General features: G+C 71.6%; 12 protein-coding genes and 1 pseudogene. 4 read left to right on the forward strand and 9 right to left on the reverse strand.

Translation table 11 applies throughout. The features are described from left to right. The 9 genes and pseudogenes from BFF77_RS04210 to BFF77_RS04250 form a co-directional block, all read right to left on the reverse strand. A partial coding sequence (locus BFF77_RS04210) for an MASE1 domain-containing protein (RefSeq protein WP_066943901.1) occupies positions 1-862 on the reverse strand: 862 nt, incomplete at its 3' end. 54 nt (positions 863-916) lie between these two features. Then, positions 917-1,789 carry a PP2C family protein-serine/threonine phosphatase gene (locus BFF77_RS04215; RefSeq protein WP_066943903.1) on the reverse strand — a complete coding sequence of 291 codons (873 nt, stop codon included), beginning with the start codon at positions 1,787-1,789 and terminating at the stop codon, positions 917-919. 284 nt (positions 1,790-2,073) lie between these two features. Then, positions 2,074-2,943: pseudogene (locus BFF77_RS04220) on the reverse strand (SDR family oxidoreductase); the annotation flags it as partial. A 186-nt stretch (positions 2,944-3,129) separates the two neighbouring features. Next, positions 3,130-4,359, reverse strand: coding sequence for a beta-ketoacyl-[acyl-carrier-protein] synthase family protein (locus BFF77_RS04225; protein WP_066943907.1), 1,230 nt, complete (start codon positions 4,357-4,359; stop codon positions 3,130-3,132). Further along, positions 4,356-4,601, reverse strand: a complete 246-nt coding sequence (locus BFF77_RS04230; RefSeq protein ID WP_066943909.1) for an acyl carrier protein — start codon at positions 4,599-4,601, stop codon at positions 4,356-4,358. The genes BFF77_RS04225 and BFF77_RS04230 overlap by 4 nt, the downstream gene beginning before the upstream one ends. A gap of 73 nt (positions 4,602-4,674) precedes the next feature. Beyond that, positions 4,675-6,705 carry an acyl-CoA dehydrogenase family protein gene (locus BFF77_RS36565; protein ID WP_245703205.1) on the reverse strand — a complete coding sequence of 677 codons (2,031 nt, stop codon included), beginning with the start codon at positions 6,703-6,705 and terminating at the stop codon, positions 4,675-4,677. A 156-nt stretch (positions 6,706-6,861) separates the two neighbouring features. Next, entirely contained in the window at positions 6,862-8,127 is a 1,266-nt protein-coding gene (locus tag BFF77_RS04240) for a beta-ketoacyl-[acyl-carrier-protein] synthase family protein (RefSeq protein WP_066943911.1), read from the reverse strand. Next, positions 8,124-9,356: a beta-ketoacyl-ACP synthase 3 gene (locus BFF77_RS04245; RefSeq protein ID WP_107422064.1), complete on the reverse strand. Its 1,233-nt coding sequence runs from the start codon at positions 9,354-9,356 to the stop codon at positions 8,124-8,126. Before BFF77_RS04245 ends, BFF77_RS04240 begins: the two co-directional genes overlap by 4 nt. Positions 9,357-9,397: 41 nt before the next feature. Then, the gene (locus BFF77_RS04250; RefSeq protein ID WP_211280149.1) at positions 9,398-11,689 is read right to left on the reverse strand and encodes a family 2 encapsulin nanocompartment cargo protein terpene cyclase; all 2,292 of its coding nucleotides are present in this window, start codon (positions 11,687-11,689) and stop codon (positions 9,398-9,400) included. Positions 11,690-11,915: 226 nt separating this feature from the next. Between BFF77_RS04250 and BFF77_RS04255 the strand changes: the two genes are divergently transcribed. The 4 genes from BFF77_RS04255 to BFF77_RS04270 all read left to right on the forward strand — a co-directional run bounded on the left by BFF77_RS04255 (position 11,916) and on the right by BFF77_RS04270 (position 15,636). Beyond that, the gene (locus BFF77_RS04255; RefSeq protein WP_066943915.1) at positions 11,916-12,524 is read left to right on the forward strand and encodes an HhH-GPD-type base excision DNA repair protein; all 609 of its coding nucleotides are present in this window, start codon (positions 11,916-11,918) and stop codon (positions 12,522-12,524) included. 206 nt (positions 12,525-12,730) lie between these two features. Further along, positions 12,731-14,263, forward strand: coding sequence for a M28 family metallopeptidase (locus tag BFF77_RS04260; RefSeq protein WP_079124820.1), 1,533 nt, complete (start codon positions 12,731-12,733; stop codon positions 14,261-14,263). Positions 14,264-14,547: 284 nt separating this feature from the next. Beyond that, positions 14,548-14,850, forward strand: coding sequence for a type II toxin-antitoxin system VapB family antitoxin (locus BFF77_RS04265; RefSeq protein WP_023540426.1), 303 nt, complete (start codon positions 14,548-14,550; stop codon positions 14,848-14,850). Positions 14,851-14,964: 114 nt separating this feature from the next. Next, entirely contained in the window at positions 14,965-15,636 is a 672-nt protein-coding gene (locus BFF77_RS04270) for a LytR C-terminal domain-containing protein (RefSeq protein WP_079124821.1), read from the forward strand. Positions 15,637-15,680 lie beyond the last annotated feature (44 nt).

Genomic DNA, 15,680 nt, shown 5'->3' on the forward strand with positions numbered 1-15,680 from the left:
TCGCCGCCAGCAGCAGCGAGGTCAGCGCCGCGGACCCGTTGAGCGCCTGAAGGCTGATCATCCGCTCGATCAGGTTGTGGTGCGCGAAGCCGCCGACACGGTCGGTCGCCTCCGAGATCGCCAGTACGGACACGAAGAGCACGTACGGCGCGCTCCCGGGCAGCTCGAAGCGGAGAGCGGCCCAGATCAGCACCGGGAAGACCAGGAAGAGCAAGGTCAGCGGACTCATGGTGGCCAGCGGTGTGATCACGGCGGCGGTGATCACCAGGGCTGTCACCTCGGGCCAGCGGTGGGTCGGCAGGGGCAGCCGGAGCCTGCGCAGCACGAGCAGGAAGGGAGTGACCACCAGTACGCCCATGGCATCACCCGCCCACCACGCCGACCAGATGGGCCAGAAGTCCCCCGGCGCCAGTCGGCCCGCGACGACCATCGTCGCCGCGCCCGCCGTCGCGCTGATCAGCATCCCCGCGAGGGCGCCCAGGAACACCAGGGCCACTCCGTCCCGCAGCCGGTCCAGCTCCGGCCGGAACCCGGCACGCCGCAGCAGCAGAAACGCGCAGACCGGGGCGAGCGTGTTGCCCGCCAGGATCGCGACATCGGCGGGCAGGAACGGGCCGACCGTCACCACGCTGAAGAGGGTGCCCAGGGTGATCCCGGGCCAGACGCCGGTGCCGAACAGGAGCAGCGCGGTCAGGGCGATACCCGTGGACGGCCAGAGCGGAGTGACGATCGCGCCCTCGATCCGCACCTGCTTCAGCAGCCCGAGCTGGCCGCCCGCGTAGTAGGCGACGGCGACGCCAAGGATCCGAAGAGCGGCCAGGGACAGTCGTCGGATTTCCTCACTGCGCACCACACCAGCCATCAGACAATGCCTTCCGTCCGGGTCGGCCGTGACACGCACTGCCGGTCCGGCACATCACCCGGTCCTGTGCGCCGTGGCGCCGCCGGGCACCGGCGCGCAGGACGCACCGGGCGGCCCGTCGTAGCGCAGGACGAGTACGGCGGCGTCGTCCGTGTGGCCGGTCAGCTCGGCCACGGTCATCACCTCCGCCGCCAGCTCGCCGGGATCGGCACCGGCGCCGGCGGCGACCATCTTGCTCACCCGGGCCATCCCCTCCTCTATCGGGAAGGACGGCCCTTCGATGACACCGTCCGTGAGCAGCACGAACGCTCCCGGGCTCGACAGCCTGCGGCGCGTCACCGGGTAGGTCTCGCCCGCCACGATGCCCAGCGGAGGACCGCCCGCGTCCTCCGCGTATCCGGACCAGCCCTCGACCGTGGCCCATACCCCCGCGACATGGCCGGCGCGGGCGCTCTGGATCTCCCAGCGGACCGGATCGAAGCGGAGGAACGTACAGGTCGCGAAGAGGGTGGAGTCCACCGACAGCAGCAGATCGTTGGCCCGGCTCAGCACCTCGCCCGGATCGCGCGCGGTGCTGGCGACCGCCCGCAGCCCTATCCGTACCTGTCCCATGAAGGCCGCCGCCTCGACGTCGTGGCCCTGTACGTCGCCGACGCAGAACGCGAGCGAGCCGTCGGAGAGCGCGAAGCCGTCGTACCAGTCACCGCCGATGTCCAGGCCGTCACGGGAGGGCGCGTAGCGCGCGGCGGTGCGCAGCCCCGGCACCGCGGGCAGCCGCGCGGGCAGCATGTCGCGCTGCAACGCCTCGGCGAGCTCCACCCGGGCATGCTGGATCTCCGCGCCTTTCCGCGCCTGGGCCGTGAGGCGCCCAAGTGTGGTCAGCAGATCCTCGGCGCTCGTCGAGCGCGGGGGACGACGCCGGGTCATGCACCGCCTCGCTGCCAGGTAGCCCTGCGTGGTCCGTGCGACTGCACAAACCTCCACATTCATCATATTTCCGGTACGTGACTTGCGCCGGACAGCGGATGCGGAACGGTCGGAGGCGCGGGGGCCGCGGGCGCCGCGGGACCAGCCGGAGGGGAAGAACCCCCAGGACCTCCCGGAGCCGCGGGAGCCCCCTGACCTCCTGAAGCACCCGGACCCCCCGAAGCCCCCGGAGCCGCAGGGGTCTCCGGAGTCGCCGGAGCCCCGGGAGCCGCCGAGGCCGGTGGACGGCTCGTACTGTCCGCCGCGCCTCCCGCGCCCAGCAGCGTCGCCGGAGCCTCGGCGGCCCGTGGCTCGATGACGGGCATGAGCGCGCGGGTATGACGTCCCACGAGGGAGGGCAGGACGGTACGCACGAGCCGGGCCGCCCGCAGCCACGGCTGTCCGTAGACATGGCTGGCCCGGCGCTCGACCCCGGCCGCGAGCCGGTCCACCGCCGGGCCCAGCGGATAGGTGCGCCCGGCCGGCCAGGGCAGCCGGGAGCGCAGCTCGCGCAGCGCGGCCACCTGCTCACCGCCCCGGACCATGTCGGTGTCGGTCCAGCTCAGATAGCCGACGCCGATCCGTACGCCATGGTGCGCGACCTCGGTCCGCAGGGTGTGCGCGAAGGCCTCCACACCGGCCTTGGACGCGCAGTAGGCCGTCATCATCGGCGCGGGGGCGAGAGCCGCGAGCGAGGCGATCTGGAGGAAGTAGCCGCGCGAGTCCAGGAGCGCCGGGAGGAAGGCGTGCGCGGTGTTGGCGCTGCCGATGAGGTTGACCTCGACGACACGCCGCCATACGTCCGGGTCGCGGTGGCGGAAGAGACCGCTCGCCGCGACTCCGGCGTTGGCGACCACCACATCGATCGTGCCAAAACGTTCCTGGACGCTCCGTGCCGTACGGACCATCGCGTCCGCGTCGGTCACGTCCGTGTACCAGTGGGCCGCCTCGCCGGTCAACGACGCCGCGACACGGGCGAGTTCGGCCTCCTCCAGTCCGACGAGGGCCAGTCGCGCGCCGCGCGCGGACAGAGTGCGGGCGAGGTGCTCGCCGACACCGCGCGCGGCGCCGGTGACGACGGCGGTACGGCCGAGGAGCGGCGGGTGTCCGGGCATGGGTGGGCGTTCTCCAGTCGAGGTCGGGGAACCGTCCCCCGGCGCCGGGGGGACCGGTGGTGGGGGACGGCGTTCCGTACGGCGGTACGACACGTTCGGCACGGCGGTACGGCGCGCCGCGCACGGCGGCGGGTACGGGAGCGTTCCGTACGTTCCGTACAGTCGTACAGCCGTACGGAGAAACGGTCAGGCGCGTTGCAGCGCCAGGACCGCGTTGTGGCCGCCGAAGCCGAAGGAGTGGCTGACGGCCCGGTCGATCCGCCGGAGCAGCGGCTGCTTGGTCACACAGTCGATGTCGAACTCGACCGCCGGCGCGTCCAGATTGGCGATCGGCGGGATCACCCCGTGCTGGAGCGTCAGTACGGTCAGTCCCGCCTCGATCGCGCCGGCCGCGCCCATGCAGTGCCCGAGCACGCCCTTGGGGGCCGTGACCGAGGGCCGGTGCGGGAAGACCCGGCTGATCAGCGCGGCCTCGGTCGCGTCGTTGAGCGGTGTCGACGTGCCGTGCGCGTTGACGTGCTCGACCTCACCGGCGTGCCATCCCGCGTCCCGCAGCGCCGCCTCGACCGCCCGCTGGGCGACGGCGCCCGAGGGATGCGGGCTCGTGGGGTGATGGGCGTCGGTGGTGGCTCCGGCGCCCGCCACCAGCGCCCGTGGCTTCGCGCCGCGCGCCCGCGCGTCCCTCTCCCGCTCCAGCACCATGATCGCGGCTCCCTCGCCCATGACCAGCCCGGCGCGGTCCGCCGCGAAGGGCCGGCACAGCACGGCCGGATCGACACCGGGTCCGGCCAGGGCGGCCACGCCCGAGCGGGCGAACCCGGTCATGGCCAGCGGGCAGATCATCGCCTCGGTGGCGCCGGCCACGGCGATGTCGCACTGTCCGGCGGCCAGCAGATCACGCGCCACGGAGAGCGCCGTCACACCCGAGGAGCAGGCCGTGCACGGTGCCATGCTCGGCCCGGTGGCCCGCATTCTGACGGCGATCTCGGCCGCCGGCATATTGGGGATCGTGAGCAGCACGCCCGACGGCGAGGTGGCCTCGGGACCTCGCCGGTCGAGCGCCACGGCCTGTTCCGCCACGCTCGCGGAGCCTCCGCTGCTGGTCCCGACCACGACGGCGACCCGGGTGCCGTCCCAGGACTCCGGGTCGAGCCCGGCGTCGGCGACCGCCTCACGCGCGGCGATCAGCGCGAGTTTCACATATCTGCCCATGCGGAAGGCCGTCCGTCCGCCGACCGCGGAGGCGAGATCGATGCCCTCGACCGTACAGGCGAAGTCGACGGCGCAGCCGGTCAGTTCGGGGAGCCTGCGGGCGGGCGAGACTCCGTCGCACACGCCGTGCCAGGTGGACTCGGTGTCGTTCCCGACCGGCGTGATCATGCCCAGACCGGTGACGGCGACGGCGGGTCCGGTCATCGGCCGACGCTCACGGCCGCATCGTCGAGGAACGCCGTGATCTCGGCCAGAGTGGCGCCCTTGAGGAGCGTGTCCGAGTCGGTGTCGATACCCAGCGTCTCCTTGATGATCACGGCGAACTCGGCGACGGCGAGAGAGTCCATCTCCAGGCTGTCCATGGTGGCCTCGGGGACGATCTCGGCGGCGGGCACCTTGAAGGTCTCGGTGAGTACCTCGTTGATCCGCGGGTGGATCTCGCTCATGGCATGTCCTTGCGTTGTTGGTGGGTGGGATCGCGTGGTCGGTGGGTGGGACCGGTTCCCGGGGCCGGTGGATTCAAGCGGGTACGGAGTGCCAGGAGGCCTCCGCGTCGTCGTACGCGTCGACGTAACCGGCCCCGGCGATGGGCCAGTCGGCGAGCATCTCCTCGGGCAGCGCGAAGGCGTCGACCAAGGTGGGCGCGTGCGCGGCCAGTTCGGCGATGAGCCGTTCGACGGCCTCGGGAAGCCCGTCGACATGCCGGGGGGCGAGCCGGCCCGCGGCCAGCAGATCGCCGCTGTTGCGGTCGATCCACTGGAGCGCGAACAGCCGGTGCAGCGAGCGCAGCAGCTCACGGGCGGTGGTCCCGGGCGCCAGTTCGGTCACCGCCGCGGCGAGGGCCTCGGCCGCGCGGCGCCGGGCATGGGCCTCGACGGCCCGCAGCGCGGCGCCGGAGGCGGTGTTCCAGCGCGCGAGCGAGTCGCCGCGCGGGGCCTGGCTCATCCGGCGGCGGGCACGGGCCAGCCATACGTCCTCGACGCCCGCGAGAAGAGCGCCCAGAAAGCGGGGATCGGTGAGCTCACGGGCCGCCACCGGTCCGTCCGCGTCGTCTCGGTCGGCGCCTTCCCCGTCGCCGGAACCGGCGTGTCCCGAGCCGCCGCGCCCGGAACCGCCGTGCCGCGAGCCGCCGTGTCCCGAACCGCCGTGTCCCGAACCGCCGCGCCGGGAGCCGTCCGTGCCGTCCGCCTCCGGGGATCCGGCCGAGAACAGCATCTCGGCCGCCGCCTTCGCGTAGATCGCGAGATTGTCGCCCTCGGCCGTGATGGCGCCCTCGGCCCCGGCCATCAGCTCCGCCAGCCCGTTGCTCTCCAACAGCCCCTGCGCACCGCACCGTTCCCGGCACTCCAGGATGACCGCGCGCGCCTGCCAGGTGATCCAGCCCTTGGCGACGGCCACGGTCCGCTCCGTCTCCCCCTTGTCCTCCTCGGTGTGCGCCACCCACGCGTCGAGGGCCGCGCGGTGCAGCAGGCTCATCGCGTAGACCGTGGCCAGGGCCGAGACCAGCGGGCCGTGGTGGCTGCGGTGGGCGAACACCGGTACGCGGTCCGCCGCCCTGGCGCCCGAGATCAGCCGGTGTCCGCCGTAGCGCACGGCGAGCGCCAGCGCGACCCGCGCGCCGCCGAGGGCGCCCGCGCTCATCGAGAGCTTGCCCGTGGTGACCCGGCCGATCGAGGTCAGAAAGCGCCGCCTGCGGTTGCTCTGCTCACTGATGAACACACCGTCCGCGCCGAGCCGGCCCTGCGCGCCGCCCAGCAGCGCGTCCCGTGCCACGAAGACCTGGTCGAACGAGGTCAGGGAGTGGTCGACCGGGCTGCCGAGAAGGGCGGGCAGTCTGCGCACCCGTACCCCCGGAAGGGCGCGTTCGCCGTCGGTCAGCGGCGCCAGGAAAAGAAAGACGCCGTGGTCGGTGCCGTCCACGAGCAGCCGGGCCGCCACCACGCCCGACTTGGGGCCGCCGACCGGGCTGGTGTTGGGCATGAACTTCTGCGCGCCGGCGTGCGGCGTGTGCAGGACGAAACCATCCCTGGCTCGGTCGTAGACGGCCGTCGTCTCCAGGGCCGCCGCGTCGTTGCCGTGCGCCAGCTCCGTACAGAGGAAGGTGCCGACCCGGCGCAGCGCCAGGAAGTCCGCCAGATCCCGCGCCTGCTCCGGCTCCCGTCCGTCCGGCCCCGTCCGTCCGGACGGGGAGGGCGCGCCGGCCGGAGTGGCGTGGTCGAGCAGGCTGCCGAGGAAGAGGTTGTAGTGGATGCCGGCCACGGTCGTCAGGCAGGAGTCGACCGGGCCCAGCCACTCGTACAGGGCCGCCAGCCGGCGCGGATCGGCCGCCAGCGCCAGCGGGCTGTCGAGCGAGTCGTTGAGCGTACGCAGCCGCGCGTACGCCAGGGCGACCCGCGCCCGGGGCGAGGCGTCCGCCGGGCGGCGGAACGGTTCCGCCGCCACCAGCCGTCGCCAGGGTCCGTGCACGCGGGAGAACTCCTCTCCGAACAGCACACGCGTCAGCCGGGCCGCCGTGGTGTCCGCCGAGCCCGCCGAACCCGCCGCATCCACGGCGCCCGTGGACTCCACACCGTCATGGTCGATCAGTACGCTCACGCGAAAAGAACGATCAAGGAGTGGCGAAGAAACGACTCTTCCCCACCCCGAACCTCAAAACATTCATTCGAAAGGCCCCCCGGAGGGCGCCTTCGCCGCCCTCATGCGCCCTCATGCGCGGCAGAACGCCAGCGCCACGTTGTGGCCGCCGAAGCCGAAGGAGTGGCTGATCGCGGTCTCCACCCTCTGCCGCCGGCACTCCTTGGTCACACAGTCGAGCTCGAACTCGACGGCGGGAGCGTCCAGATTGGCGACCGGCGGAATCACGCCGTGTTCGAGCGTCAGCACCGTCGCCACCGCCTCGATCGCTCCGGCGGCGCCCAGCGTGTGTCCCACCACTCCCTTGGGCGCGGTGACCGGCGGCCGGTGCGGATAGACGCGCTCGATCAGCGTGGCCTCCATGGCGTCGTTGAGCTGCGTGGACGTCCCGTGCGCGTTGACGTGCTGCACGTCGTACGCGCTCCAGCCCGCGTCCCGCAGCGCCGCCTCGACCGCCGCCTGCGCCCCTCTGCCGTGCGGTTCCGGCGCCGTCGGGTGGTACGCGTCCGTACTGGCGCCCGCTCCGGCCAGAAGCGCGCGCGGCGCCCGGCCCCGGGCCCGCGCGTCCGCCTCCCGTTCCAGTACGACCATGGCGGCTCCCTCACCGAGGACGAAGCCGTCCCGGTCTGCGGCGAACGGCCGGGACGCCGAGGCCGGATCGTCCAGCCGCGTCGACAGCGCGCCCATCCGCGCGAAGGCCGTCACCACCAGCGGTGTCAGCACGGATTCGGCGCCGCCGGCCACCACCACGTCGCACTGGCCGCCGATCAGCAGATCCCGTCCGAGCGCGATCGCCGTGGCCCCGGAGGCACACGCGGTCACCGGCGCCAGACTCGGCCCCTGCGCCTTGAGCGCGATGGCGACCTCTCCCGCGGCGGCGTTCGGGATCATCATCGGCACCAGCAGCGGAGAGACCGACTGCGGTCCCTGCTCGCGCAGTTTCAGCGCGCCGTCGACGAGTACGGAGACACCTCCGACGCCCACGCCGAGCACCACGCCCACCCGGCCGGGCTCCCAGGCCGCCGGGTCGAGTCCGGCGTCGGCGACCGCCTGTCTGGCGGCGATCAGCGCCAGCTTCACGAACCGCGCCATCCGCCACACCGAGCGCCCGCCGACCGCGGCGTCCACGTCCAGGTCGTCGACCGCGCAGGCGAAGTCGACGGGGATACCTGCCAGTTCCTCCCGCCGCCGGGCGACGGACCGCCCGGCGCGGAGGCCCGCCCAGAAGGCCCGCTCGTCAGCGCCGGCCGGAGTCACCACCCCGAGCCCGGTCACCGCGACCGGGCCGGCGCCCTGTCCGGGCTCCCGGCCGGAAGCCGTCCCGTTGCGCTGCGTCATGATTCGTTCCTTCCGTCGTGGGCCGCGGCCCGTGGAGTACCGGGCCAGCGGAGCGCCGCCGTGCCCCAGGTGAGACCGCCGCCGAAGGCGGTCAGCAGCACGCGGTCGCCCGCGCGCAGGCGCCCCCGGGCCTCCGCGTCGGCCAGGGCCAGCGGGATGGAGGCCGCGCCCGTGTTGCCCACCCGGTCGAGGTGTATGACACAGCTGTCCGCGCCGATGCCCAGCCGCCCGGCGACCGCGCGCAGGATCCGCGCGTTGGCCTGGTGGGGTACGAAGTGGTCGACCTGGGCCGCGTCCCAGCCGACCGTGGCCAGCAGGGAGCGGCACGAAGCGGTCATCCGTTCGACCGCGTGCTGGTAGACGGCCCGGCCCCGCATCCGGAAGAACTCGTCTCCGTCGGCGGCCGGCCGGCCGGTGGCACGGGCCCGCGCGCCGCCTGCGGCCACGGTGATCAGGTCGTATCCGGCGCCGTCGCTGCCCAGGTCGAAGGCGAGCAGCTCACCGGGGGCGCCCGACCGGCCCGCGCCGATGAGCGCGGCTCCCGCGCCGTCGCCGAACACCACGCCCGACGAGCGGTCCCTCGGGTCCAGCCAGGTCGAGTACACATCGGCGCCGACCAGCAGCACCCGGTCGTACAGCCCGGACACCACCAGGCCCCGGCAGACCGCGAGGCCGTAGACGAAGCCGCTGCACACCGCGCCGATGTCGAACGCGGGCACCGGCCCGAGCCCCAGCCGCGCCGCCAGCGCGGGAGCCGTGGCGGGACAGGGATGATCCGGGGTGGCCGTGGCCAGCACGACGGCGTCCACCGCCGCCCCGGCGGCCGAACCGCCCACGGGCCCGGCACCGGCACCGGTCCCCGCACCGCTCAGCCGCCCGCCCACCGCCCCGGGCTCCGCGCGCGGCCCTGCCGCCGCTCCCGGGCCCGTGCCGCCGAGCAGCCGTCGGGCCGCCTCGTACGCGAGGTCCCCCGTCGACTCGCCCGCATCCGCCCGGTGCCTGCTCGCGATACCCGTGCGCGTACGCACCCACGCGTCGTCCACTCCCCAGGCGGCGGGCAGCGCCTCGTTGGGGACCGGCTCCCCGGGAACCCAGCCGGCGACGCCCTCCAGCACCGCCGTACGTACCCGCTGGGCCTCCCGGGGCTCCGGGGCGCGCGGCGCCAGCCGCTCCGCGCGCCCGTACAGTGCGTATCCGCTCGCCACCCACGGCCCCCGTCCGGTAGACATTCACCTTGACCGGATGCCAAACGCCGTGGTGCACAAGCGAGTTACTGCACCATATGGGGGACCAGTCGCACAGATTCCCAGCCGGGCAGCGAAATCCGCGCCGCCGAGGTGCCGATTCCCTTCGGTACGGGCGGGATCCAGCGGGTGATACCGGCCCGGTCGTGGAGCAGATCGGACTCCTTGTACCGATGGCAGTCCTGGTGCCAGACGAGAATGCCGGAGAGCCAGTTCTCCAGCTCCTTCACATAACCGTCGAGCACCCGCCGCGCCTCGTCGTCCAGACCGAAGTCGTCATACAGCACGGGCAGTTCATCGGCGACGACATGCTGGAACTGACTCATACGCGACTTCATCAAATCGTCGACGACGGCGAGGGCGGTCGGATAGTCGCAGTCGAAGAAGTCCTGCACGACGAGAACACCGTTGTGGATCTCGCCCTCGAACTCGATCTCCTTCTGGTACGAGAAGACATCGTTCAAGAGGCAGGCGTAATCCTGTGCCGCGTTCTCCAACGACCTCATCGGCCCGGTCCGGTAGATCTCCGGCGGCACCACCCGGCCATGGCTGAGCCGGGACAGACTCATCGTCATGTTCGAGCCGAAGGTCCGCCGGCGCATCTCCATGTAGTCGACGGGATCGGGGATCCGGTGCTGCGCCTGGTTGACCAGCTCCCAGTGCCAGCTGGCGATCATCTCCTCGACGGCGTCCCGGAAGGTGCGCCGGGCCTCCCCGTCCATCGGACCGGCCGTCCGGATCCAGAGGTCCGCGAGCCCGCGCTCCAGAGCGGTCGCCGGCACCGGGACCGTGTCGATGTCGAGCGGCATGAACAGCAGCAGCCGTTCGTTGCAGGCCTTCGCGCCCGCCACGTCGCGGGCGTTGCCGTAGACCACCGGGTAGTAGTCGTCGCCGTAGGTGCCCCAGGTCAGCCAGTCCGAGGTCAGATCGAGCGCCTCGGGTGTGGCGTCCGGGTGGATACCGGCGGCGCAGAGCGGCAGATCGATGCGCCGCAGCCGCTCCTCGTCCCAGACGTCCGAGCCCGGGATGCCGGGCTGCGCCTTCAGGATGCCCATCCGGTGGGACCACTCGACGACATGCTCGCGCGAGTGGTCGAGATGCGGGCTCAGGGCGGCCTCGAACGGCATGTGGAACTCGGGCAGCCTGGAGGGACCGACCTTCTGGAACAGCTCGTGGCTGTGGCGGCGCAGCCGCGCCGGAGCGCCCGCGCCGGTCGTCCAGGCCCTGGTGATGTCGGCCGCGGCCGTGCCCAGACCGACGGGAGTCATCGAGAACGACGTACCGGACGGCCCGACGCCACCGGGCAGCGCGTCCTGCGCCCCGGCGCCCGCGCCGTTCATGTAGCGGCTGGAGCGCATGTGCCATTCATGGCCGCCCGACTGCCAGTCCTGAAGGCCCTTCACATAGGCCAGGGTGTCCGCGCAGAGCCGCGGGGCCAGGCCCTTCTCCGCGAAGAGCGGGCCCAGCTCGGTCAGCACGGTGTGCTCGAACTGCTGGACGCGCGAGGTGAGCAGATCGTTGACCGCGTCCGCCGCCTCCTGTGTCGTACAGCCGAGGAAGGTCTCCAGCACCAGCACGCCGTTGCTCAGCTCGCCCTCCTCCTCGATCTCCCGCTGGTACGAGAAGAGGTCGTTGCGCAGATGGACACCGTCGGAGAACGTGTCCTTGAGGACCCGCAGCGGACGGGACCCGGCGATCTCCGCGGGGATCTCGGCGCCCGCCGCGTACTCGATGAGCCCGGCCGACCACGGCGCTCCGCCGACCTTCCTGCGCATCTCGATGTACTCGACGGGATTGGCGATCCGCTCCGCGTTGATGTTCGCGAGCTCCCAGTCGGACTCGTTGAGCAGATTCTCCGTGCTCTCCGCGAACCGCTCACGCCAGGCCAGGGACATGCTGGGGACCGTACGGGCCCAGAGATCCGCGAGGCCCGCCTCGACCGGATTGGTCGGCTCGGGAAATCCGGCGGCGAGATCCATCGGCATGAAGGCGGCCAGCCGCTCCAGATACGCCTTGCCGCCGGCCCGGTCCTGAGGCCGTTTGTAGACCTCCAGGAAATGGTCGTCGAAGAAGAACACCCACACATACCAGTCGGTGACCAGGGAAAGCGCCGGACCGTCGCAGTCCGGGTGGGTGTACGCGCAGAGCAGGGCGTAGTCGTGGGAATCGAGGTCGTGCTCCTCCCAGATCCCGGATCCCTCCAGCATCCCCATGTCCCTGGCCCAATTCCTGGAGTGCTCCCTCGCCTCCTCCAGATGGGGATTGAGCCGGGCCGGATGAGCCATGTAGAAATCCGGCAGTTCAAAGGGCTGTGTCACGGGCGAGCGGCCTTTCCCGACGGTTCCGGAATATGTCCCTGCACCGGAATGGCCGGTCAGGGAACGCCGACTCCACTCGTACCGCCGCCCCCCTGCCGTGTCACCCGGTCGGCCCAGACCTACCCGTCCTCCGGTTGAGCCATCCGCACCACAAATTAGTCATATGAACACACCGCGCATGCGTGGTGTACGTGCGTCGCGCCGAGGGCAGGGTGATCATCGGAGAATGAGCACCAGAATTCGGCTCGCACAACAGCCCGAGGCCGATGAACTGCTCGGCCGCAGTCCGCTGGCCGCGCTGGTCGGCATGCTGCTGGACCAGCAGATTCCCATGGAATGGGCGTTCTCCGGGCCCCGCACGATCGCCGTACGGATGGGTGGTGACGACCTCGACGCACAACAGATCGCCGCGTACGACCCCGAGGCGTTCGCGGCGCTGCTCTCGGAGAAGCCCGCCGTACACCGCTATCCGGGATCCATGGCCGGACGCGTACAGCAGCTCTGCCGGTTCCTGGTCGAGCACTACGACGGCGACGCCACCGCGATCTGGCGTGATGTCGCCACCGGCACGGAGGTACGGGAGCGGCTCAACGCGCTGCCCGGCTTCGGGAGACAGAAGTCCCAGATCTTCCTGGCCCTCCTGGGCAAGCAGTACGGCGTACGGCCCGAGGGCTGGCGGGAGGCCGCGGGCGCGTACGGCGACGAGGGGTCCTACCGCTCGGCGGCGGACATCACCGGACCCGAGTCGCTGGCCAAGGTCAGGGCGTTCAAGCAGGAGACCAAGCGGGCGGCGAAGGCGGCGAAGAGCGCCGGCCCTCCTCCGGACGGACGCTGAGCTCCCGCGCACCCCACCGGTCCCTTGCCGGTCCCCTGCCGCTTCGCGGCCGGCCGGCAGCCGATCCGCGGCCGATCCGCCTCCGTACGACGTGACCTGCGACACATCTGTTCACAGGCGGCGCACCGGTCGCTAGCTTTCCCTCACGCTCGCTCACATCCGTTCGCGCCGGAAGGACCCTTGTGAAGGCAACTCCCCGCAGGTTCATGGCCGTTGCAGCAGTCAGCGCGCTCGCCGCGCCGCTTCTGCTGTCCGCCTCGCCCGCCGTCGCACGAGCGCACAACCCGGGCAAGGAAGCGGCGAAACTCTCCCGGAAGCTGGTGCGCGAGGCCTCCGCCAAGGACGCCTACAAGCACCTCAAGGCGTTCCAGGCCATCGCGGACTCCGCCGACGGCAACAGAGCCGCCGGCACACCCGGTCACGAGGCCTCGGCCGCCTACGTTTACAACCAGCTCAAGAAGGCCGGGTACCGCGTCTCCTACGACACCTTCGACATCACGTACATCGAGACGCTCGCCGAGAAGCTCTCGGTCGTCGCACCGGCGCCGCGCGATGTCGCCATAGTGGCCATGTCGTACACGAAGTCCACGCCGGAGGGCGGCACCCGGGCCGCGCTCGTCCCCGTCCCCGTCGACGCGACCACGGGCTGCGAGCCCGCCGACTACGCCGCCGGGACCTTCACCGGCAAGATCGCGCTGATCCAGCGCGGCGGCTGCGACTTCGCCACCAAGCAGCGGGAGGCCGGAGCGGCCGGAGCGGCCGGGGCGGTCATCTACAACAACACCGCGGGCTCGCTCAACGGCACGCTCGGCGGCCCCGACGCCGGGGTGATCCCCACCGGCGGTATCACCCAGGCCGAGGGCCAGGCGCTCCTCGCCGAGACCGGGTCCGGCCCGGTCACGATCTCGCTGGAGCTCCGGCAGCTCCAGGAGGAGCGCACCACCCGCAATGTGATCGCCGAGACCAAGGGCGGCGACGCCGACCGTACGGTCATGCTCGGCTCGCACCTCGACTCGGTCACCGAGGGCGCCGGCATCAACGACAACGGCTCGGGCTCGGCCGGACTGCTGGAGGTGGCGCTCAAGCTCGCCAAGACCCATGACAGGCCCACGAACAAGGTGCGCTTCGCCTGGTGGTCGGCGGAGGAGCTGGGACTGCTCGGCGCCGAGTCCTATGTCTCCCGGCTCACCGCGAAACAGCGGGCGGACATCGCGCTGTATCTGAACTTCGACATGATCGCCTCGCCGAACGCCGCCCAGTTCGTCTACGACGGCGACGACTCGGACGCCACGGGAGCCGGACCGGGCCCCGAGGGCTCGGCCCAGCTGGAGAAGGGCATCACCGACTTCCTCGACCGCCGGGGCCTCCCGCACGAGGGCACGGACTTCGACGGCCGCTCCGACTACGGCCCCTTCGTGGAGGCGGGCATCGCCTCCGGCGGCACCTTCACCGGCGCCGAGGGCATCAAGAGCGAGGCCCAGGCCAAGAAGTACGGCGGCGAGGCCGGAGTGGCGTTCGACAAGTGCTACCACTCCGCCTGCGACAACCTGTCGAACATCGACATGAAGGCCTTCGGCGTCAACATCGGCGTGATCGCGAATGCCGTCGGCACCTACGCGCACGACCTGAGCTCCCTCTCCGCCCCGGCGCGGAAGCAGTCCGCGCCGGCGCGCGGCAAGGCCGAGAGCGCTCCGGCCGCGCACCGCACGCACAGCCGCGGACACGCGCCCACGGCGTGACGAAGCACTGAACGTGTGAGGAAGCACTGAACGTACGCCGTGGGTACGGAGCCTCCGCACCCACGGCGTACCGCTTCCGGGGCACGCGGCCCTGATCCGGACCGGCGGATCAAGGGGTGTCCCGGATCAGCCCGGATCTGCTCCGATCAGCCGTGACCGAAGCGGGAGACCGGGCGGACGAACAGGTTCCGTTCACACCTTGCTCCCGATACGACACGGAATGCCACCTTTGTCCTCCGGCGCCATGGCTGCGCCCGGAGCCGGTCGCCCGGTAGGCTTTCCGTGTGATCTTCAAGCGCATCGGTAACGGGCGGCCGTATCCCGACCACGGCCGGGAAAGCACCCGGCAGTGGGCGGATGTCGCGCCGCGCCCGGTCCGCCTCGATCAGCTCGTGACGACCAAGGGCCAATTGGACCTGGAGACGCTGCTCGCCGAGGACTCCACCTTCTACGGAGACCTCTTCGCGCATGTCGTGAAGTGGCAGGGCGATCTCTATCTGGAGGACGGGCTGCACCGCGCCGTCCGCGCCGCGCTCCAGCAGCGCCAGGTGCTGCACGCGCGTGTGCTGGAGCTGGATCTGGGCTGACGGCGGGTCCGTACGGGTGATGACTGCGCCTTTCGGTGCCTTTCACACCCCGGACAGCTCAACCCGTTGATCATTTAGTAGGACCTGGCCATCGGCGCGCACTACGCTGCGCTCATGAGCATGCTCACTCCCCCTGGTCTGGGTGGTAAGTACCGCATCACGGGTGACAAGTACCCACGGATGCGCCGCCCCCGGCACCGCCGCAGGTTGGTACTCGCGGGCACCTCCGTCGTCGTCGCCCTCGGCCTGGCCGGCTGGGGAACCATGCAGCTCATCGATGTCTTCTCGGGCGAGAGCGGCAAGAAACTCACCGCCGCCGGCCGGAAGCAGGGCTGCAGGACCACCTCGACAGCGGCCATGGCGCTGCCCAAACCGGGCCAGATCACGGTCAACGTCTACAACGCGACGCCGCGCGCGGGTCTGGCAAAGACCACGGCCGACGAGCTGAAGAAGCGCGGCTTCCTCATCGGCAAGGTGGGCAACGCGCCGGCCAAGTACGACAAGAAGATCCAGGGCGCCGGGATACTGCTGGGTTCCCCGGCCTCCTGGAACAAGGCGCTCACGGTGCTCGGCACCCAGCTGAAGGGCGCCGCGACGAAGACCGACTCGCGCAAGACGGGGGACGTCGATCTGCTCCTCGGCAAGACCTTCACCCGGCTGAACGTCCAGAAGGACGCGGACGAGGCGCTGGCGACACTGGCCAGCGCGGCGTCCAAGGCCTCCGGCTGCGCGGCGGACCCGGCGCAGCAGCCCAGGAACTCGGTGCCGCGGCCCCAGAAACAGTGACCGCTTCCCGGCGGGGGCCGTGGTTCGGGGTGCGTTCCGGCGGG

The organism is Streptomyces lushanensis (assembly GCF_001700515.1).
Lineage (GTDB): Bacteria > Actinomycetota > Actinomycetes > Streptomycetales > Streptomycetaceae > Streptomyces > Streptomyces lushanensis.

What these genes read in the sequence shown, in the direction of transcription:
- BFF77_RS04255 (WP_066943915.1), top strand. Translation starts at nt 11,916, where the DNA reads ATGAGCACCAGAATTCGGCTCGCACAACAGCCCGAGGCCGATGAACTG.
- BFF77_RS04245 (WP_107422064.1), bottom strand. Translation starts at nt 9,356, where the DNA reads ATGTCTACCGGACGGGGGCCGTGGGTGGCGAGCGGATACGCACTGTAC.
- BFF77_RS04260 (WP_079124820.1), top strand. Translation starts at nt 12,731, where the DNA reads ATGGCCGTTGCAGCAGTCAGCGCGCTCGCCGCGCCGCTTCTGCTGTCC.
- BFF77_RS04215 (WP_066943903.1), bottom strand. Translation starts at nt 1,789, where the DNA reads ATGACCCGGCGTCGTCCCCCGCGCTCGACGAGCGCCGAGGATCTGCTG.
- BFF77_RS04230 (WP_066943909.1), bottom strand. Translation starts at nt 4,601, where the DNA reads ATGAGCGAGATCCACCCGCGGATCAACGAGGTACTCACCGAGACCTTC.
- BFF77_RS04225 (WP_066943907.1), bottom strand. Translation starts at nt 4,359, where the DNA reads ATGACCGGACCCGCCGTCGCCGTCACCGGTCTGGGCATGATCACGCCG.
- BFF77_RS04240 (WP_066943911.1), bottom strand. Translation starts at nt 8,127, where the DNA reads ATGACGCAGCGCAACGGGACGGCTTCCGGCCGGGAGCCCGGACAGGGC.
- BFF77_RS04270 (WP_079124821.1), top strand. Translation starts at nt 14,965, where the DNA reads ATGAGCATGCTCACTCCCCCTGGTCTGGGTGGTAAGTACCGCATCACG.